This is a genomic window from Mesorhizobium oxytropidicola, from assembly GCF_056174625.1.
Genome location: NZ_CM149692.1, coordinates 6,316,511 through 6,335,654, shown reverse-complemented (window position 1 = coordinate 6,335,654; position 19,144 = coordinate 6,316,511). Strand labels below are relative to the sequence as shown.

Here is a 19,144-nt window from a genome sequence, read left to right as displayed (position 1 = left end):
TCATTTCTCCGTCTTGCCGACGAAATCGGCCGGGTTGCGATACTTCACCGTCTGCAAATGCTCGCAATACAAAACGAGTTCACCTTCGCCCTTGAACACTTCGTAGCTGGCGCGGATCAGCCCCATCTCCTTGTAGCGCGGCTTCTTGTCGAGGTTGGAGCGGATCGAATAGATCGTGTCGCCAATGAAGACTGGCTTTATGAAGCGGAGCTTGTCGTAGCCATAGGAAAAGGCGTTGACGCAGTTGGTGGCGACCAGCCCCAGCCCCGCCGAGAAGACGAAGGCGCCGGCGATCAGCCGCTTGCCGAAAATGCCTTCGCTCTCGGCGAACATCTGGTCCTGCACATAGGGGTGGATGTCGAGCACCAACGTGTTGAACAGATGGCTGTCACCTTCCGCCATGGTGCGCCGCAACGAACGGATTTTCTGGCCGACCGGCCAGTCCTCATACAACCAGTTCTCGGCGTTCCACACCGGCAGCGCGGCATGCGCCTCGGGCATGTTTTTCGGATACGTCGAGACCACGCCGACGGTAGGGGCGAAGTCATTCATAGCTGGCTCCGGCGGCCTCGTGGGAGGTTCCGTGCAGCCGTTGAACTCGCATCAAGGCGCCTGAATGCACGACGTCTCCTCCCGTCAATCTTCTTTTGTAAATAGTATTTTCACATATGGGGCTACGTTGCAAGCGAGGACAGGCGAAATTTTGGCCGGCCACAGGCGCTCAAGCGTGGCCGGGCAGGGGAGCAAATCCCGCGCAGTGCCTGTCTGGTGTTGTCGGCAGTCTGAACCGGAAGGCGCCTTGTTCTCAGCGCGCGCGGGGACACCGGGCGCGCCATCGAGATCGGCACGCCGATGTGCGTCAGGATCGTGCGCTGACCCGCTCGCATCGATCCTCGTACAAACCGGGGCTCAGGCCTGCTGGATGGCCGAAAGCTTCCAGTTCGAGCCGCTCTGACGCGTGAATGTCCACAGCTCGGTCGTCTCGGTCGGATGATCCGCGTCGCCCTCGACGACCTTGCCACTGGCCCGTTCGCGCATTACGTCACGGGACTCGTAGCGCAGTGCCGCCGTGGCGTAGTCGCGGTCATCCTCGCGCCAGCTTTCCGCGACGTCGGCCTGCAGCAAGGTGATGTCGGAGACCTCGTTCCTGAGACCTTTCTGGGCGTTGTCGGCCAGTTCTTCCGAGAGATAGGACACCATTTCGGGTGTCGTTGCCCGGCGGAGCGCAGCATGGTCTTCGCGCCCGAATGCCTCCTGAACATCGGTCAGCAGCTCCTGGAAGGCGTCGAGGTCGGTCTGAGCCAGTGTGATCTCCTCGGAGCCTGTAGCCGGCGAGCCACCGCCCGAACCGCCGCCGAAGCCGGGAATTGTGAACGAGCCCGCCGTCTGCTGTCCCGTTGCGCGGTTCTCAAATCGCGACGCCTGGGCATTGCCGGCACCAGCGAGCGCGGGCGCCGGACCACGCGCGGATTGCGAGCGGAAGAAGCGTATGGCCAGCATGATCACGCCACCGATGAGCAGGGCCTGAAGCAGGAAACCGAACATGCCGGCCAGGCCGCCGAAGCCCTGGCCCAAGAGCAGGCCGATCAGGCCGCCGATCAACAGGCCGCGCATCATCGTTCCGCCAAAGCCGCTCATGAAGCCGGGCCTCTGCGGGCCGGCCTGCGGCTGCCGGGCGGCAGAATTCACACCGGTGTTGGGCGTCATCGAACGCTCGACCGGAGCGGTCGGCGCCGGAGCGGTCCTGGTCGGCGGCGCCGACTGGAACGTGCGCGTGCCGCGGCTGCCGAAACTGCCGCCGCGCCGCGCCTCGGCATGATCGATCGCGACCATGGAGAATGCGAGGAACAGTCCTGCAAAGAGGGTGGCAAATCGGCTTGTGCGAGACATCATCGGGGTTGGCCTTTATCGATGTGGTTCTTAGAAATTTTCAGCAATGCCGGCCCGGGTACCGGGCGGCGTCATGGGGTCAATCGAACAATTCTTCGAAGAAGGATTTCTTCCGCTTGGGATAGCGATGGCCCTGCGAGCGGGAATAGTCGTCGTCGCGGCCATGGCCGTGCTGCGGCTGGGAGAACGCCGCCGGCTGTGGCTGCGGCGCGGGCGACGCCTCTCTGCCGGAACGCTCGATGATCTTGTCGAGTTCGCCTCGATCAAGCCAGACGCCACGGCACTGCGGGCAGTAATCGATTTCGATACCCTGGCGTTCGCTCATTGTGAGCGCGACGCGGCAGGAGGGGCAAACCAGGCCAAGAAGGGAAGATGTCATACGGGGCTCCAAACCGAAAGGATTGAGCCCGCTTGACCGAAAAGGGTGGAAACGGGCCCGTTAAAGCGGTCCGACATCACAATCACCAGAAGCGATCGTCAGAGGGGCCCGGCCCGCATTCGATAGTTAGGAATGTGGGGCCAAGCCTTCAAGGGCGGTATCGCCGGAAAGTTGCTCAGACCGTCACCACGATCTTGCCGAATTGTTGGTTCGATTCGAGATAGCGATGCGCTTCGACGATCTGATCGAAGGCAAAGCACCGGTCGATGATCAGCCTCAGCTTGCCCGTCTCCAGGCCTTCTAGGATAAACGCCTTGGCCGCCTCCAGCTTCGCCGGATCGCCGGTGATCTCATGGACGAGATAGCCACGCAGCGTCAGCGTCTTGCTCAAGACGGCAGGCAAGGGGAACGGCGTCGGCTCGCTGCTGAGGCCGCCATATTCGATCAGAATGCCACCCTTTGACATCGCGGCCGTCAGCGGCTCGAAGATCGGACCGCCGATTGCATCGAGCACGACGCGCACGCCTTGCGGCCCGGTGATTGCGTTCAGCCGTGCGGCAAGATCCCCCTCGGCCAGGATCACGACGTGGGCCGCGCCGGCATCGAGCAGGGCCTGTTTCTTTGCCGCCGTTCGCGTCACCGCGATCGCTGTTGCGCCAACCTTGTTGGCGATCTGGATCGCCGCGAGGCCGACGCTGCTCGACGCCGCCGTGATCACGACGGCGTCTCCGCTACGCAGCCTGGCGATGTCGATCAGCGCGCCATAGGCGGTGAGATACTGCATCCAGACAGCCGCCGCCGTCTGCCAGTCGAGCGATGGCGGATGCCTGACGATGAGCCCGGCCGGATAGGTGACCAACTCGCCGTAAGCCGGCCAGTGAACCATCGATTGCGGCGGGATGACGCTGACAGCATCGCCCGGCGCGAAATCCTTCACGCCTTCGCCTACCGCTTCGACAACCCCCGCCGCTTCAAGGCCAAGTCCGGAGGGCAGGGCGGGTGTTTCGATATAGGTGCCTGCGCGCAGCAGCGCTTCGGCGCGATTGAGGCCGAGCGCCTTGACGCGAATTTGAACCTCGCCAGGGCAGGGTAGGGGAAGGTCGATATCGTCGATGCGCAGAACCTCGGGACCGCCATGCTGGTGGAAGCGAACTACACGTGTCATTCGGGCTACTCCAAATTATCTGAACCGAATGAGCTATGCAGCCAAAGGTTTCATGGATAAATGGGCGTAGGGATAAAGCAGTAGAAACCAGAGGTTTCGAATATGGATAGGCTTTGAGAGCATGGCCGTGTTCGTCAAGGCGGTCGACCTCGGCTCGTTCGCGGCTGCGGCTGTCGCGCTTGACCTGTCCGGACCGATGGTGGGCAAGCATGTCCGCTTTCTCGAGGAGCGGCTTGGCGTGCGTCTCATCAACCGCACCACGCGCCGCCAGAGCCTGACCGATTTCGGCCGCGCCTATTACGAGCGCTGCCGGGTCGTACTGGCCGAGGCGGAAGCCGCCGATGCGCTCGCCGCCGACCAGTTTTCGGAACCGAGAGGCAAATTGCGCGTGACCATGCCGGCGCATTTCGGCCGCCACTGCGTCACCCCCGTGCTGCTGCAGCTCGCGCGGCAATATCCGATGCTGGAACTGGACCTGTCGCTCAGCGACCGCTTCGCCGATCTCGCCGAGGACGGTTTTGATCTCGCCATCCGAACCGGTGATCTGGACGACAAGGCCGGCGTGATCGCGAGGCGTGTCGCGCGCCAGGGCATGGTTGTCTGTGCCGCGCCGTCTTATCTCAGAATTCATGGCGAACCGCGTCGGATCGAGGACCTCGCCGATCATCAAGCCATTGTCTATCGCCGGCTCGGCCAGGTCGCTCAGCCGTGGCTCTTCCCACGCGAAGGGCAAGCCGCACAGGAGGTCATGCCCAATGGCCGGCTGCGGCTCGACGATCTCGATGCCATCGCCGACGCCGCGGTCGAAGGCATGGGGTTGGCGTGGCTGCCCTGGTGGCTGGTTCGCGAGCGCATCAAGGCCGGTACGCTGGTGGCGCTGTTGCCGGACCAGCCGCGCTATCCCTACGACTGCCACGCCCTTTGGCTGCAGACGCCGCATCTGCCGCTCAAGGTCCGGCTCGCCGTCGATGCGCTGGCGGCCACCTTGTCGAAACTGATGGCCTGATTGCCGACAGAGCAGGCTTGCGCTCTTTGCGGCGGCGCCTTCCCTGCCATATGAAGGTGACTGGCGGAATGCGCGCATTGCAGGGAGATTGTTCATGACCAAAGGTTCGGATCTGTTCGTGGCGGCCCTCGAGAATGAAGGGGTCGACCGGATCTTCGGCATTCCGGGCGAGGAAAATCTCGACATCGTCGAATCCATCCGCCGTTCGTCGATCCAGCTGATCCTCACCCGCCACGAGCAGGCCGCTGCCTTCATGGCCGCCACCTATGGCAGGCTCACCGGCAAGGCGGGCGTGTGCATCACCACGCTTGGCCCTGGCGCGCTCAACCTGACGACCGGCGCGGCCTATGCACTGCTCGGCGCGATGCCGATGATCATGATCACCGGCCAGAAGGGCATCCTGTCATCGCGGCAGGCGCGTTTCCAGATCGTCGACATCGTCGCCGCGATGAAGCCGCTGACCAAGCTTTCGCGCCAGATCGTCTCACCGAAGATAATCCCCTCACTGGTGCGCGAGGCCTTCCGCGTCGCCCAGGAAGAGCGTCCAGGCCCCGTGCATCTGGAACTGCCGGAAGACATCGCGGCGGCGGAGTGCGAGCCGGTGGCGCTGGTGCCGACGCACCCGGTCGAACTGCCAACGGCCAGTGCGGGTGCGCTCGATCGCGCCGCCCGCATGATCATGGAGGCCAAACGTCCGCTCTTGATGTTCGGCGCGGCGGCGTCGCGGCCGCGCGTGACGCCCGATGTCGCGCAGTTCGTGCTGCGTACGCAAATACCCTACTTCACCACGCAGATGGGCAAGGGCACGGTGCCCGGCGGCACCGAGCTCTATATGGGAACGGCAGCCCTTTCGGAGCGCGACTATGTGCACGAGGCCATCGAGCAGGCCGATCTGATCATCACCATCGGCCACGACACGGTGGAGAAGCCGCCCTTCATCATGGGCGCCAAGGGGCCGAAGGTTATCCATGTCGGCTATCAAACGGCCGATGTCGAGCAGGTCTATTTCCCACAGGCCGAGATCGTCGGCGACCTTGGCCCTTCGCTGGCGCTGCTGGCAGACCGTGTCGAGGGCAAGATCCCCAACGCGCAGGCCCTGCTGCCGCTGAGGGAAGGCATTTTGAGCCGGATCGCCGCGCGCGCCACCGAGGACCGCTTCACGCCGCAGCGCCTCGTGCATGACGTGCGCGCCGTGATGCCGGCGGACGGGATCCTCGCCCTCGACAACGGCATGTACAAGATCTGGTTCGCCCGCAATTACCGTACGCGCATGGCCAACACGCTGCTGCTCGACAATGCACTCGCCACGATGGGCGCCGGCCTGCCGTCGGCGATGATGGCGTCACTGCTCTATCCCACGCGCCGCGTCATGGCCATTTGCGGTGACGGCGGCTTCATGATGAACAGCCAGGAGCTGGAAACCGCCGTCAGGCTGAAGCTCAACCTCGTCGTGCTGCTGCTTGAGGACCACGCCTATGGCATGATCCGCTGGAAGCAGGCGGTCGACGAATTCCCGGATTTCGGCATGACCTTCGGCAATCCCGATTTCGTCAAATACGCCGAGGCCTACGGTGCCAAAGGGACGAGGGTTGCCGAGGTCGCCGACTTGCGCCCGGCGCTGGAACAGGCCTTCACCGGTGGCGGCGTGCATCTCGTCGTCGTGCCCATCGACTATTCCGAGAACACCAGGGTGCTCGTCGACGAATTGCGCGAGCGGCTGCCGGCGCCACAGAGACCCTGACGGCAGCGGCAAAGCCGCCGTCAGGATTGGTTGGGTGCGAGGGCCTACACTTTGCAGTAGGGCGTGACCGGCGCGATGGTGCCGAAATCCTTAGCGATCTCGTAGCTGATGCCGTCCGCCACCGCCTTGCCGACATAGGAATGGCAGAGCGTGTGGTTGTTGGAGGCATCGACGCGGATCTTGCCTTGCGGCGCGTCGAACTCGATGGTCGGCAGCGCCTTGAGCACATCGTCGTCTTTCAGCGATCCGGCCTTCTCGGCGGCCAGCGCATAGAGATGCAGGCCGTTGTAGCCGGCCTCGCCGATGCCGTTGACCATTTTCTCCTGGCCGAACTTTTCGCGGAAGCTCGCGATGAACTTCTTGTTGACCGGATTGTCGAGCGCCATCCAGTAGGGCTGCGGCGCATAGGTGCCGGCGGCGACGCCAGGCGGCAGCGCGTCCTTGTTGAAGACCTCGTCGAGCGGCGCGATCAGCGGCTGCTTGATGTCGAAGCTGCGATACTGCTTGAGCTGCGTGACCGCATCGTTGCCGACCACCATCGACCACACGACATCGGGCTTCAGCGACTTGATCTTCTGGAAGGTCGGGCCGAAATCCGTGGTGCCGAATGGATAATAGTCGGCGCCGATGATCTTGCCGCCGGCCTTCTCATAGGCGGCCGTGATCGCCTCGGTCATCTTCTGCGGCCAGGCATAGTCGGAGGCCATGACGTAGATCGTCTTGCCGAGGTTTTCCGCCACCCAAGGCATCATCGGGTCGACCTGCTGCATCGGGATCGGCCCCGTGGCGACGAAGTAGCGGTTGCATTCGCCGCCCTCGAAATTGGTCGGGTAGAAGAACAGCTTCTTGGCTTTCGAGGTCACCGACAGCGTCGCGCTGCGCTCGGGCGAAATGATCGTGCCCATGATCACGTCGACCTTGTCTTCGTTGAGGAGCTTGCGCGCCTTGTCGATGGCGCGCTTGGTCGTGGTCTGGTTGTCCTCGATGAACAACTCGACCTGGCGGCCGCCAATGCCGTTGGCGGCGTTGAGTTCGGCGGCGGCGAGCTTGTAGCAATTGAGCAGAGTCTCGCCGAGGATCGCCTGCAACCCCGTGATCGGGATCGACAGGCCGACCTTGACGGTGTCGGCGGCGCGCAGGATCGACGGCGCGCCGACCATGGCGAAGGCGGCGGCAGCGCCGCCGGATTTCAGGATCGTTCTTCTGCTTATCATTGTTATGTTCCCTTCCAGTCCAGGCGCGCCCCATGCACGCCTTACAAAGTCATCAGGTCCAGGCGCGCTTGGGCGCGCCTCATAGGGCCAGCAGGTCCTTCAGCAGGCTCTCGTCGGCGAACGCCTCCGGCGTGCCTTCGTGCACGATCCTGCCCTTCTCCATCACCAGGCAGCGGTCCGCCGCCTTGAGAACGAGATCGAGATTCTGCTCCACCAGAACGATCGCGATGCCGCGCTCGCGGGCGATGCGCGGCACCAGCTCGGCGATCGACTGAACGATGTTCGGCTGGATGCCTTCCGAGGGCTCGTCGAGCAGCAGCGCCGAGGGCAGGCCGCACAGCGCGCGGCCGATGGCCAGCATCTGCTGCTGGCCGCCTGAAAGCGTGCCGGCGACTTGTGCCTCACGTTCCCGCAGAATTGGGAAATAGCCGAAGATATCGTCAGGAATGCCGCCGTCGCCACGGTCCCTGGCGGCACGCGTGCCGACCTCCAGGTTTTGTCGCACAGTCAGCTGGTTGAAGATGCCGCGGCCCTGCGGCACATGCGCGATGCCGGCCCGCGCCCGGCGGAAGGCCGGCGCATTCGTAAGGTCCTGGTCGCCGAGAACCACGGCGCCACCGCTCGCCTTCAAGCCGCCAGCGATGACGCGCAGCAGCGTCGTCTTGCCGGCGCCGTTGCGGCCGAGCAGGCCGACGACTTCGCCTGATGCGACGCTGAGGTCGATGCCGTTCAGCACCGGGAGCAGGCCGTAGCCGGCCGAGACCGCGAGTGTCCGCAGCATGGTCAGCGCCTCCCCAGATAGACATCGCGGACCATTTCGTCGGTCTCGATGTCATGGAAAGGACCACTGCGCAGCCGGCGTCCCTGATGCAGCACCAGCGTCTCGCAGTTCAGCGCCCGCACGAAACGGATGTCGTGTTCGACGGCGACGATCGAGAACTCGCCCTTGAGCTGCAGCAGCATCTCGGCGGTCGCCAGCGTCTCCTGCGGCGTCATGCCGGCGGTGGGCTCGTCGAGCAGCAGCAGCCGAGGCTCGATCGCCAAAGCCATGCCGATCTCCAGCCATTGTTTCTGGCCGTGCGCGAGTTCGCCGGCCAGCGTGGCGGCGCGATTGCCGAGCGCGACCAGTTCCAGCAGTTCACCGACTGGACGGACAGGCGAGGGCACGCCCCATCGCGCCACCTTCAGATTGTCCTCGACCGAGAGGCTCGGGAACACCGACGGGATCTGGAATTTTCGCGCAATGCCGAGTCGGGCGATGCGGTGCAGCGGAAGGCCGGCTATATCGTGGCCGAGGAAGTGCACGCTGCCGCTGGTCGGGCGAAGCGTGCCGGTCAAGACGTTGAGGAAGGTGCTCTTGCCGGCGCCGTTCGGGCCGATGATGCAGCAGAGCTCCTTATCGCGGACCGTCAGGTTCAACCCTTCCAGTGCTTGCAGTCCGCCGAAGCGGATGCCGACATTCTCGGCCTGGAGCAGGACGTCGCTCATCGCGCCTGCCTCCGGCCTTTGAACAGGCTCTTCAGCCGCGCGTAGATCGACAGTATGCCGTCGGGCAGCACGAAAACGATGATGACGAAGACGCAGCCGAGCAGCAGCGGCCACAGGCTCGGGTTGAAGCTTGAGATCGTCTGCTGCGCGCGTTGGATGGCGATGGCGCCCAGCACCGGACCAAGCAGCGTGCCGCGCCCGCCGACCGCCACCCAAACGATGACTTCCGTCGACAGAAGCAGGCCGGACAGGTCGGGCGCTACCAGCCCGGCCATGCAGACATAAAGCGCCCCGGCAAGCCCGGCGATGGCGGCGGACAGGACGAAGGTGACGAGCAGCCGCAGCGGCGCATTGTGGCCAAGCGCTGCCGCCCGGACCTCATTGTCCTGGATGGCGGTCAGCACCGTACCCCAGCGGCCACGGCTGATCGACCACAGCGCCAGCACGACCACCGCGACGATCGCCGTGACGAAGATGTAGGAGGGCAGATCCTGGCTGAGATCGACATGCATCCCGCCAACATCAAACGCGATCGGCGGGATACCAATCAGGCCGCTGTCGCCGCCGGTGACCGAGCTCCAGGAGACGGCGGCTTGCTGGCAGATGACGCCCATCGCCAGCGTGACGATGGTGAAGTAGCTGCCGCGGATGCCGCCAAAGAACAGGAAGTAGCCGATGATGGCGGCGACGAAGGCTGCACCGGCCACCGCGCCCATGATGCCGAGCAGGCTGCCGAAGGGGATGGCGTCGTTGAGCGTGATCAGCGCCATGATGTAGCCGCCAATGCCGAAAAAGGCGGCGTGGCCGAAACATAATATGCCGGTGCGACCCCAGAAGAAGTCGAGGCTCGCCGCGAACAGGCCGAAGATCAGCGCGTCGCGGATCACCGTCAGCTGGTAACCGTCGGCGAAAAGGGGATAGATGACGGCGAGCGCCGCGCAGACGGCGAAGATCAGCAGCCAGTTGCGGTCGCGGGCGATCATCGCGACGCTCCGTTGAACAGGCCGTTGGGCCGCAGCCGCACGGCGACGATGGCCGCCAGCAGCACGATCGCTTGCGCCAGCGATGGCGAGATCTGGTAGTTGAGTACGCTGGTCAGCCCGCCGACGAAGACACTGCCGGCGACGAGGCCTCCGATCGAGCCGACGCCGCCGACAATGACGACGAAGAAGGCGTTGGCGAGATAGTTCACGCCCATCTGCGGCAGTACGATCGCCAGCGGCGCGACCAGCCCGCCGGCGAGCCCGGCAATGGCCGCACCGAAGGTGAAGGCGATGGCGTAGGTGCGCCGCGTGTTGATGCCGACGCCTTCGGCCATTTCGCGGTTCTGGATGACGGTGCGGATGTCGAGCCCGAAGGAGGTCCGGCTGATCAAGAGGACGACGCCGAGCAAGGTCAGCATGGCAATGGCGATCAGGATCAGCCGATAGGCGGGATAGACGGTGAAGAACAGGTCGAGCGTGCCTTCGATCGGTGGCGTCACCGGCTTGGCGCCGAGACCGAAGGTCAGCTCCAGTCCTTGCTGCAGGATCAGGCTGACGCCCCAGGTGGCAAGCACGGTCGAGACCGGCCGCGAATAGAGATGACGGATGATGGCGAATTCCAGGATGCAGCCGACCACGGCGCCGGCGATGGGCGCGGCGGCCAGACCCAGCCAGAACGAGCCGCCGATGCTCTGGACGAAATAGACCGCAAAGGCACCGACGGTGACGAACTCGCCATGCGCCAGGTTGGTCACGTTCATCAGGCCGAAGCTGATCGCCAGCCCGAGCCCGACCAGCATCAGGATGCTGATCAGCGTCAGCGCGTTGAGGAGCGTGGTGACGACAAAATCCATCGTGTCAGGCAGCACTTGCAAGGCGTTGGCGCAGGCCGGCGAGCAGGGCTTCGGCGGCGTCGATCACCGCAGCCTGATGCGGCTGCAAATCCTGTCCGGCCCATTCGTCGATATGGTCCGAGAGCGGGTCGACCACTTCGGTGCGGTGATTGGCCAGCGTCTCGATGACGGCATGGCCGCAGAACGGCACATAACCCTCGGAGTAGCCGCCTTCATGGCTCATCATCAGGCGCCCGTTCGACGTTTCGGCGGCCAGCGCCACCATGCGCGCGGCAAGGCGCCGGAAGCATTCGCTGTTCAGCATCATGCGGCCGAGCGGATCGAAGCCCGATGCGTCGAAACCGGAGGCGACAATGACGAGGTTCGGCTTGAAGGCGCGCAGTGCGGGGGCAACAACGCGGTCGAAGGTCGCCTCATAGGCGCCGGTGCCGCTGCCCGCCGGCAGCGGGATGTTGATGTTGTAGCCTTCGCCTTCACCCTTGCCATTGTCGGCCAGCGCGCCGCGCCCGGTCGGGTAGAGATTGTCCTGGTGCAGGGAAATCGTCAGCACCGACGGATCGGAATAAAACACCGTCTCGGTGCCGTTGCCGTGATGCACGTCCCAGTCGACTATCGCCGCACGGCCGAGCAGGCCTTCATGCTGCAGCCGGCGCACCGCCACGCCGATGTTGGAGAACAGGCAGTTGCCCATCGCCTGGTCGGGCTCGGCATGATGCCCCGGCGGGCGCGCCAGCGCATAGGCATTGTCGACGCGGCCGGTCAGCACCGCGCGCATCGCGGCATAGGTGGTGCCGGCCGAGAGCAGGGCGATGTCGAAACTGTTGAGGCCGATCGGCGCCTGCGGCCCGGCGAAGCCGGAACCGCGTTCGCTGAGCATGCGGATATCGTCGACATGGCGCTGCGTGTGAACGCGTAAGAGATCCTCGACCGTCACCGGCTCGGCAAGGATCGGCACCAGGTGGCGCGCCAGGCCGCTGACCTGGATGAGGTTGTTCAGCCGGCGCTTCGATCCGGGCGATTCCAGGTGCCGGCCGGGTTCCACGAAACGGCCGGGAGGCATCATGTCGGCACTGGGGCCGGTGTCATGCCACATCAGCTGTTCGTGAAAAACGTAACCTGTCGCCATAAGCAGCGTCCTCTGCAATCCGGAGGAGGCTAGCAGGCTAACGATGCCATGGCCCGACCCGAAAGAGGGGGTTGTGCCAGATGTCTATGCCCCTCCTTTCGGAGGGGGACGGAGGTTCGCTGCCGCCTGCGCGGCACGCACGGCCTGGACGCGGTTCGACACCGAGAGCTTGCCGAAAATGTTCTTCAAATGCCATTTCACCGTCGTTTCGCTGACCGACAGCGCAACCGCGATATCCCTGTTGGACATGCCTTCCGACAGGCAGCGCAGCAGTTCGGTCTCGCGTTGGGTGAGTTGTTCCTTTTCCGCTGCCGGTGCCGCCTGCTTCCGCATCGCCACAGGCATGGTCTGCGCGGCATCGATGATGCGCGTTGCATAGGCTGACAGGGACGGGTCGGTCTTTGCCTGCGCGGCGCGCAGCCGCATCAACGCTTCGACCACAGGCCTGCCCTCGTCGACGAAAGAGCGAATGAAGCCGGAAGGCTGGGCAAGGCGCAGCGCTTCGAGGAGATGCCGGTCGGCCTCGCGCTGGTCCTGGCCGGCGCTCTTGGCGCGCAGGATCAGCGCCAGTATGTGGCGGCGCATGCGCCCGCTGCTTTTCGTCCGCTCCAGCAGCGCGTCGAGAAGTGCCGCGGCCGCCGCGTAGGATTTTTCCGCCGTCAGCAGCCTTCCTTCGGCGAAGAACTCGAATTCGTTGGCGACAGTCGGGGCGGTTTCAGTGCTTTCGCGGCGATGCTCGTCGAGCAGGGCGCGCGCCTCGGCGATGCGGTTCTGGTCGATGAGCAGCCGGATGCGATCATGCACCAGCACCGAAGCGAGGCGGCGGTAGACGGAGCCGCGCACGCGCTGGTAGACGCGTTCCAGCATATCCAATGCCACGTCGCCGCGACCGGTCAGCTGCAGCACGCGGGCATAGGTCGGCACGCTGGCCAGGGGATAGACGATGACCGCGGCGCCCTCGATCAGCGGCCCGAGATTTTCGACCAGCGTCAGCGCCTCGCCGGATGCGTTGGTTTCGTAGGCGAGTTCGGCGAGCAGCGTTCCGGCCAGCGCCTCGGCATAGGAGTTCGCGCCGATCCGCGTCCTGGCCTCGATGATAGTGTTGCGCAGCAGCTTTTCGGCGGCGGGCAGGCGGCCGGCCGAGCGCTCGATGACGGCCATGTAGCAATTGGCGATGGTGACGCCGAGCAGGCTGCCGCTTCGCTCATGCGCCTTGCGCGCCGCGTCCGCCGCCGCCCGAGCACCCTCGAGGTCGCCCAGCGCATAGAGATTGTAGCCGATGACATTGGCGGTCGCGCCTTCCATGAACCAGGCGTCGGGCGCGATGATGCGCAGGGCAGACAGTGCGGTGTCGCGCGCGTCCTCGAACCGCTCCAGCGTGCTGTGCACGGCGGCATCGAGGACGGCGATTTCGGCCTCGATCGTCGTGCCAGTCAGTGTGCCAGGGTCCTTGCCGTCGGCCGGTCCGGTCTCGACCAGCTTGCGCGCATTGGCGAGCGTCTGCTGGGCGATCTCGGGCTGGCTTGAGTGCACCGCCAGCCACAACACGACGAGTTGCAGCCGGATGCGCTGGTCGACCAGTTTCCGGGGCAGCAGCGCCAGCAACTGGCGCACATAAAGCAGCTGGCACTGGGCGATGAGTTCGAGCGCGTTGTTTTCGACGAACACCGCCGCGCGGGCCTGGTCGCCGGCGGCGAGCGCATGTCCGATCGCCTCGGTCAGCATCTTGCGTTCGCCGAACCATTCGGCCGACGGCCAGATGTAACGGCGCGATCATCTCCGGTTCGCGCCGTTCCATTTCACGGCTGAGGAAGTCGTGGAACAGATGATGATAGCGGAACCAGCGTCGCTCCTCGTCGAGCGGCACGAGGAAAAGATTGCGGGTCTCGATCTCGGTGATGTCAGCCTCGGCGTCGGCCGCGCGCAAGACGGCCCGGCACGCTTCGGCGCTGAAGCGCTCGAAGATCGAACTGTGGAGCAGGAACTTCGCCAGGGCCGGCGGCAGCCCCAGGAAGACTTCGCCCATCAGGAAATCGGCGACATTGCGGTTGGCGCCGGTGAAATTGCCGATGACGGTTTCCGGTGCATGCGCGGCACTGAGCGACAGCGAGGCGAGTTGCAGGCCGGCGGCCCAGCCTTCGGTCCGCGAGCACAAGGTCTCGACGGTACCGCTGCTGACGCTGAGGCCCAATTTGTCGTTGAAGAAGGCTTCGGCTTCGGACGATGCGAAGCGCAGATCATCCGGGCCGATTTCGAACACGTCGCCAAGCACCCTGAGCTTGCCGAGTTGCAGGTCCGGCAGGTTGCGCGATCCGATGACGAAGGCGACGTTGGCGGGCGCCTGCCGGGTCAGGCGCTCCATGAAACGTTTGACCGCCGGGGCTTCGATGACGTGATAGTCATCGAAGAACAGGGTGATCTCGGCGTCGCGCGCCGCAAGACCCGCCCCCAGTGCCGCGAGCACCACCTCGAGCTGCGGGATCGGGCTCGACTGGAAGGCGAGGTCGAGCTCGGCTGGGTTCTGGACGAGGTGACGCAACGCGCCCACAAGATGCGACAGGAAGGCGCCTTCGTCATTGTCCGTCGCCTCGCAGGACAGCCATGCGGTCAACCGGCCGTGACGCACGACTTCCGCGGCCCACTGCGCCATCGTCGTCGACTTGCCGAAGCCGGCGGGCGCCGCGAACAGCACGATGCGCGTATCGACATGCCGCTCCAGCCTCGACAGGATGCTTTCGCGCCGCACCCACCGGCGATGGTGAGACGATGAAAGGCCGGCGGGTTGCGAAGACGGTCTCATCTGGCGCCAGGCACCCATTCCGTTTCGATCAACGGGATTTGCGGGGCCGCATCGCGCGGCAGGGTTCCCTTGATACGGGGATCGTCGGTGATCTCGAAACCCGCTGCATAGGGCTTGAACCCGCAAGCCCGGTAGAAACCGATGACACTGTGATGGTCGATGCTGCTTGTGTGCAGCCAGATGCGGCCGGGGCCGAGGCGCCATGCCTGATCGAGCGCACCGGCCATCAGCCGCTTGCCGAGGCCGCGGCCGGTCAAGGAAGGGAAAAGGCCGAAATAGGTGATCTCGATCTCGTTGTCGTCGGCAACGCGGAATTCGACCATGCCGACATGGCCGCCGCTTTCATCATGGCCGTAATAGAGATGCTGGCGCGGGTCGGCGACATGCGCGGCGACTTCGGAATCCGACATTTCGGCGGCGCGGTCCCACAGCCAGGGAGCGCCGATCTCGAGAAAGATCGCCCGGTAGGCGGCGCTGTCGGGCTTGCTGATCCGGGTCATTGCCAAGGGTTGGGCGAGACCCGGCATCGGGGCACGCGCTTCCATCCATGTCACCGCATTGACGATCTTGCCGGCCGGCACGCGCCGGTAACCGGACGCGAGATCGGTGATTTCATCCGGCAATGGGCCGTCGGTGACCTGCATCTGTCCTCGATCTCCGCCATGCAGCTTCGCTGGCATGCGGGAAGCTGATGCCAACTCTGCGCCCCCCTGCCAAGAGCTTCCCGGGTTGGGCCATCGTTTTGGCCCGACCTGTCTCTTTGCCTTTCCCGGAAATGGCATATGAGATATGATACACCATCCACGAGAAAGCGGAATATCATGACTGAGCGAATTGCCCACGAAGCCATTTTGCGCGCGGTCGATGACGGCTTCGCGCGGCAAGTCGCATTCCTGGCGGACCTCGTGCGCTTTCCCTCCCAGCGCGGCGAGGAGCACGCCGCGCAATCCTTCATGGCCGCTGCCTATGAGGCCGATGGCTATAGGGTCGACATGTGGCGTGTCGATGTCGACGCAATCCGCGATCTGCCGGGCTTTTCACCCGTGGCGGTCTCGTATGACGATGCCTTCAACGTCGTTGCCACCCACACGCCGCGAAACGCCACTGGCCGCTCGCTGATCCTCAACGGCCATATCGACGTGGTGCCGACGGGACCGCTCGACCGCTGGGTGCGCGATCCCTACGACCCGGCGATCGAGGATGGTTGGATGCATGGCCGCGGCGCAGGCGACATGAAGGCCGGCCTGTCGGCCTGTCTCTATGCGCTGACCGCTTTGCGCAGCCTCGGCTATCAGCCGGCTGCGAACGTTTACCTCCAGTCGGTGGTCGAGGAGGAATGCACCGGCAATGGCGCGCTCGCTTGTCTGCAGCGCGGCTATCGCGCCGATGCCGCCTTCATTCCCGAGCCCCTGGAACCGCGCTTGATGCGGGCGCAAGTCGGGCCGATCTGGTTCAGGGTCGAGGTCGACGGCGATCCGCAACATGCCTCCGGCGCTTTCTCGGCCGGCGCCAATGCCATCGAGAAGGCCTTCCTCATCATCCAGGCGCTGAAGCAGCTCGAAATCGTCTGGAATGCGCGCAAGGTCGATGATCCGCATTTCTGCAATCACCCGCATCCGATCCGCTTCAACCTCGGCAAGATCGAAGGCGGCGAATGGACATCGAGCGTGCCGGCGCGCTGTGTTTTCGAGATGCGTGTCGCGACCTATCCCGGCCAGAAGCTCGAGGACGCCAGGGCCGAGCTCGAAGCCTGCATCGCCGATGCGGCCCGCGCCGATCCGTTCCTGGCCAATCGCCCGCCCAAGATGAGCTACAATGGCTTCATGGCCGAGGGCTACGTGCTGGAGGGTGCCGACGAGATGGAAGCCGTGCTGCGCCGCAGCCATACGGCCGTGTGGGGCGAGCCGCTGACCGAACATGTTACCTCTGCTACGACGGATGCACGCTTCTTCGGCCTCTATGCCGACACGCCGGCGATCGTCTATGGCCCGATCTGCCGCATGCCGCATGGCTATGACGAGGCCGTCGATCTGGATTCGGTGCGCAAGGTCACCCAGACCATCGCGCTGTTCATCGCCGACTGGTGCGGCCTCGAGCCGATCGATCCGGAGGCGCACTCATGAACGCAGCCGTGCCTGACGGTTTCGGCGAAACGCTCGCCGAGGACGCGCCCGATGTTTCGATCGCCGACGCGCTCGCCATCTTGCGCCGGCACTACGGCCTCACCGGCAGCGCGCGTCCGCTGCCGGGCGAACGCGACCACAATTTCCACATCCAGACCGAAGGCGAGGGCGAGTTCGTCCTGAAAGTTTCCCATCCGGCCGAAGAAGCCGGCTTCACCGATTTCCAGAACAAGGCACTCGACCATATCCTTGCGGTCGACCCGACATTGCCGGTTCCTTCGGTGCGCAAAAGCCGCGAGGGCGAAGCGCAATTCACGGTCAGCGTCGGCGGATCGGCGCCGCGCATCATCCGGCTGGTCACCTATCTGCCCGGCCAGTTGCTGTCGCGCTCGCCCACCTCGGCGGCGCAGGATCGCAATCTCGGCATTTTTCTCGCCCGGCTTGGCCGGGCACTGCGCGGCTTCTTCCATCCGGCGGCCGGCAGCGACCTGCTCTGGGACATCCGCAAGGTCGCCAAGACGCGGCCGATGCTGGCGTATATCGCCGATTCCCGTCACCGGGCTATGGTCGAGCGTGTGATGGACGCCTTTGAGGAGCACGCGGCGCCGGTCATCCCGACCCTGCGCGCCCAGATCGTCCACAACGACATGAACTCCTACAATGTGGTGATGGACGCCTCGCGGCCGGAGGTCGTGACCGGCATTCTCGATTTCGGCGACATGATCCATTCGCCGCTGATCTGCGACCTCGCCATCGGCGCCGTCTATCGCTGGCCGGCTGAAGGTCATCCGCTGGCATCCGCCGCGCGCTTCGTCGCCGGCTATCAATCCGTGCAGCCGCTGGAACCCGAAGAGGTCGGCATTCTGTTCGATCTGATCCGCGCCCGGCTTGCGCTCATCGCCAACATCGCCAGCTGGCAGGCCGAACGGTTCCCGGCCAAGCGCGACTATGTGCTGCGTCTCATCACCGAGGTCTGGGCATCGCTCGAACGGCTGGACGGACTGTCGTCCGCGGAGGCCCGCCGCTATTTCCTCGACCATTCCAATCCGGAGTAGATGCTCGTGTCCCAGTCCTCGCCATATCCTGCCAATGCCGATTCGGTGGCATCCGAGCAGGCCCTGCTCGAACGCCGCGCCAGGCTGCTCGGGCCGACCTACCGCGCCTTCTACCGCAACCCGATCCATCTGGTGCGTGGCAGCGGCGTCTGGCTCTACGATGCGGGAGGGCGCAAATTCCTCGACGCCTACAACAATGTCGCCTCGGTCGGGCACTGCCATCCGCGTGTCGTCGAGGCGCTGTCGGGGCAGGCGGCCACACTCAATACGCACACGCGCTATCTCAGCGAGATCATCCTCGACTACGCGGAAAAACTGCTCGGCACGGTTCCGGCCCATCTCGGCCATGCCATGTTCACCTGCACCGGCAGCGAGGCCAACGACCTCGCCATCCGCATCGCCCAGAATGCCAGCGGTGGCACCGGCGTCATCATCACCGATTTCGCCTATCACGGCGCCACGATCGCGACCGCGCAGCTGTCGCCGGCGGCGGTCGGGGCCAAGGGCGTACCCGCGCACCACCGGACCGTGGCGGCGCCGGACACGTTCCGCAACCATGGCCGCGCCGCGCATGATTTCGCCGGAAATGTCGCCGCCGCCATCGAGGACATGCGCGCGCAAAACATCCGTCCAGCGGCGCTGCTGCTCGACTCGGCCTTTTCCAGCGACGGCATTTTCTTCCCCGACGCGGCGGTCATGCGCGAGGCGGCGGATCACGTCAGAAAGGCCGGTGGCATCGTTATCGCCGATGAGGTCCAGTCCGGTTTCGGCCGGCTTGGCCAGGGCATGTGGGGTTTCGCCAATTACGGCCTCGAGCCCGATATCGTCACCATGGGCAAGCCGATTGGCGACGGGCATCCGATGGGCGCTGTGCTGGTGCGGCCGCGGCTTGTTTCATCCTTCGGCTCCAACACCGGCTACTTCAACACCTTCGGCGGCAATCCGGTCGCGGCCGCCGTCGGCATCGCGGTTCTGGAGGTGATCGAAGGCGAGGGACTGATCGAGAACGCGCGCAATGTCGGCGCCTATACCGCAGAGCTGCTGCGCGCGCTGCAGGGCCGGCACGGCATGGTCGGTGACGTCAGGCAAAACGGCCTCTATTTCGGCGTCGAGCTGACGGCCGATGGCGACGAGGCCTTGGCCGCCAGCAAGACATCAGCGGTCGTCGAAGGCATGCGCGAGGATGGCGTGCTGATCTCGTCCTGCGGTTCGCGCGGCAATGTGCTGAAGATCAGGCCGCCTCTGCCATTTGCCAGGGACAATGCCGAGCAGCTGGCCGAGACGCTCGATCGCGCTCTGTCGAACTGGTGATAGGGGCGC

General features: G+C 64.8%; 16 protein-coding genes and 2 pseudogenes. 5 read left to right on the top strand and 13 right to left on the bottom strand.

Annotated elements, in window-relative coordinates; all coding sequences use genetic code 11:
* From AC0V8S_RS31775 to AC0V8S_RS31760, 4 genes are all read right to left on the bottom strand, one after another.
* Window positions 1-552, bottom strand: a complete 552-nt coding sequence (locus AC0V8S_RS31775; RefSeq protein ID WP_475435468.1) for a MaoC family dehydratase — start codon at window positions 550-552, stop codon at window positions 1-3.
* A 357-nt stretch (window positions 553-909) separates the two neighbouring features.
* Window positions 910-1,893 (bottom strand): Tim44 domain-containing protein, encoded by a 984-nt coding sequence (locus AC0V8S_RS31770; protein WP_475435467.1) that lies wholly within the window; start codon window positions 1,891-1,893, stop codon window positions 910-912.
* 76 nt (window positions 1,894-1,969) lie between these two features.
* Window positions 1,970-2,269 (bottom strand): TFIIB-type zinc ribbon-containing protein, encoded by a 300-nt coding sequence (locus AC0V8S_RS31765; protein ID WP_475435466.1) that lies wholly within the window; start codon window positions 2,267-2,269, stop codon window positions 1,970-1,972.
* Window positions 2,270-2,444: 175 nt separating this feature from the next.
* Window positions 2,445-3,434: a zinc-dependent alcohol dehydrogenase family protein gene (locus tag AC0V8S_RS31760; protein ID WP_475435464.1), complete on the bottom strand. Its 990-nt coding sequence runs from the start codon at window positions 3,432-3,434 to the stop codon at window positions 2,445-2,447.
* 102 nt (window positions 3,435-3,536) lie between these two features.
* Here AC0V8S_RS31760 and AC0V8S_RS31755 point away from each other — a divergent pair.
* A pseudogene (locus AC0V8S_RS31755) lies at window positions 3,537-4,440 on the top strand (LysR family transcriptional regulator).
* 94 nt (window positions 4,441-4,534) lie between these two features.
* On the top strand, window positions 4,535-6,181 hold the full coding sequence (locus tag AC0V8S_RS31750) for an acetolactate synthase large subunit (RefSeq protein ID WP_475435462.1): 1,647 nt from the start codon (window positions 4,535-4,537) through the stop codon (window positions 6,179-6,181).
* A gap of 44 nt (window positions 6,182-6,225) precedes the next feature.
* On the opposite strand, the gene AC0V8S_RS31745 is transcribed toward AC0V8S_RS31750, so the two are convergent.
* The 9 genes and pseudogenes from AC0V8S_RS31745 to AC0V8S_RS31705 all read right to left on the bottom strand — a co-directional run bounded on the left by AC0V8S_RS31745 (window position 6,226) and on the right by AC0V8S_RS31705 (window position 15,290).
* Entirely contained in the window at window positions 6,226-7,395 is a 1,170-nt protein-coding gene (locus AC0V8S_RS31745) for a substrate-binding protein (protein WP_475435460.1), read from the bottom strand.
* 79 nt (window positions 7,396-7,474) lie between these two features.
* Window positions 7,475-8,176, bottom strand: coding sequence for an ABC transporter ATP-binding protein (locus AC0V8S_RS31740; protein ID WP_183456982.1), 702 nt, complete (start codon window positions 8,174-8,176; stop codon window positions 7,475-7,477).
* Window positions 8,177-8,178: 2 nt separating this feature from the next.
* Entirely contained in the window at window positions 8,179-8,883 is a 705-nt protein-coding gene (locus AC0V8S_RS31735) for an ATP-binding cassette domain-containing protein (protein WP_183456983.1), read from the bottom strand.
* A complete protein-coding gene (locus AC0V8S_RS31730) occupies window positions 8,880-9,866 on the bottom strand; it encodes a branched-chain amino acid ABC transporter permease (protein ID WP_183456984.1) in 987 nt (328 codons plus the stop codon). Before AC0V8S_RS31730 ends, AC0V8S_RS31735 begins: the two co-directional genes overlap by 4 nt.
* On the bottom strand, window positions 9,863-10,735 hold the full coding sequence (urtB, locus tag AC0V8S_RS31725; protein WP_244661567.1) for an urea ABC transporter permease subunit UrtB: 873 nt from the start codon (window positions 10,733-10,735) through the stop codon (window positions 9,863-9,865). The genes AC0V8S_RS31730 and urtB overlap by 4 nt, the downstream gene beginning before the upstream one ends.
* On the bottom strand, window positions 10,725-11,846 hold the full coding sequence (locus AC0V8S_RS31720; RefSeq protein WP_475435458.1) for a class II histone deacetylase: 1,122 nt from the start codon (window positions 11,844-11,846) through the stop codon (window positions 10,725-10,727). The genes urtB and AC0V8S_RS31720 overlap by 11 nt, the downstream gene beginning before the upstream one ends.
* An 84-nt stretch (window positions 11,847-11,930) precedes the next feature.
* Window positions 11,931-13,571: a LuxR C-terminal-related transcriptional regulator gene (locus AC0V8S_RS31715; protein WP_475435456.1), complete on the bottom strand. Its 1,641-nt coding sequence runs from the start codon at window positions 13,569-13,571 to the stop codon at window positions 11,931-11,933.
* Window positions 13,572-13,683: 112 nt separating this feature from the next.
* Window positions 13,684-13,872, bottom strand: a pseudogene (locus AC0V8S_RS31710) (winged helix-turn-helix domain-containing protein); the annotation flags it as partial.
* 770 nt (window positions 13,873-14,642) lie between these two features.
* A complete protein-coding gene (locus tag AC0V8S_RS31705; protein ID WP_475435455.1) occupies window positions 14,643-15,290 on the bottom strand; it encodes a GNAT family N-acetyltransferase in 648 nt (215 codons plus the stop codon).
* A 177-nt stretch (window positions 15,291-15,467) separates the two neighbouring features.
* Between AC0V8S_RS31705 and AC0V8S_RS31700 the strand changes: the two genes are divergently transcribed.
* The 3 genes from AC0V8S_RS31700 to AC0V8S_RS31690 are packed head-to-tail and all read left to right on the top strand — an operon-like array spanning window position 15,468 to window position 19,135.
* Window positions 15,468-16,769, top strand: a complete 1,302-nt coding sequence (locus AC0V8S_RS31700; protein WP_475435453.1) for an ArgE/DapE family deacylase — start codon at window positions 15,468-15,470, stop codon at window positions 16,767-16,769.
* Window positions 16,766-17,824: a phosphotransferase gene (locus AC0V8S_RS31695; RefSeq protein ID WP_183456993.1), complete on the top strand. Its 1,059-nt coding sequence runs from the start codon at window positions 16,766-16,768 to the stop codon at window positions 17,822-17,824. The genes AC0V8S_RS31700 and AC0V8S_RS31695 overlap by 4 nt, the downstream gene beginning before the upstream one ends.
* Window positions 17,825-19,135 (top strand): aspartate aminotransferase family protein, encoded by a 1,311-nt coding sequence (locus AC0V8S_RS31690; protein ID WP_475435451.1) that lies wholly within the window; start codon window positions 17,825-17,827, stop codon window positions 19,133-19,135. It begins immediately after the preceding gene.
* The last annotated feature ends 9 nt before the right edge of the window (window positions 19,136-19,144 follow it).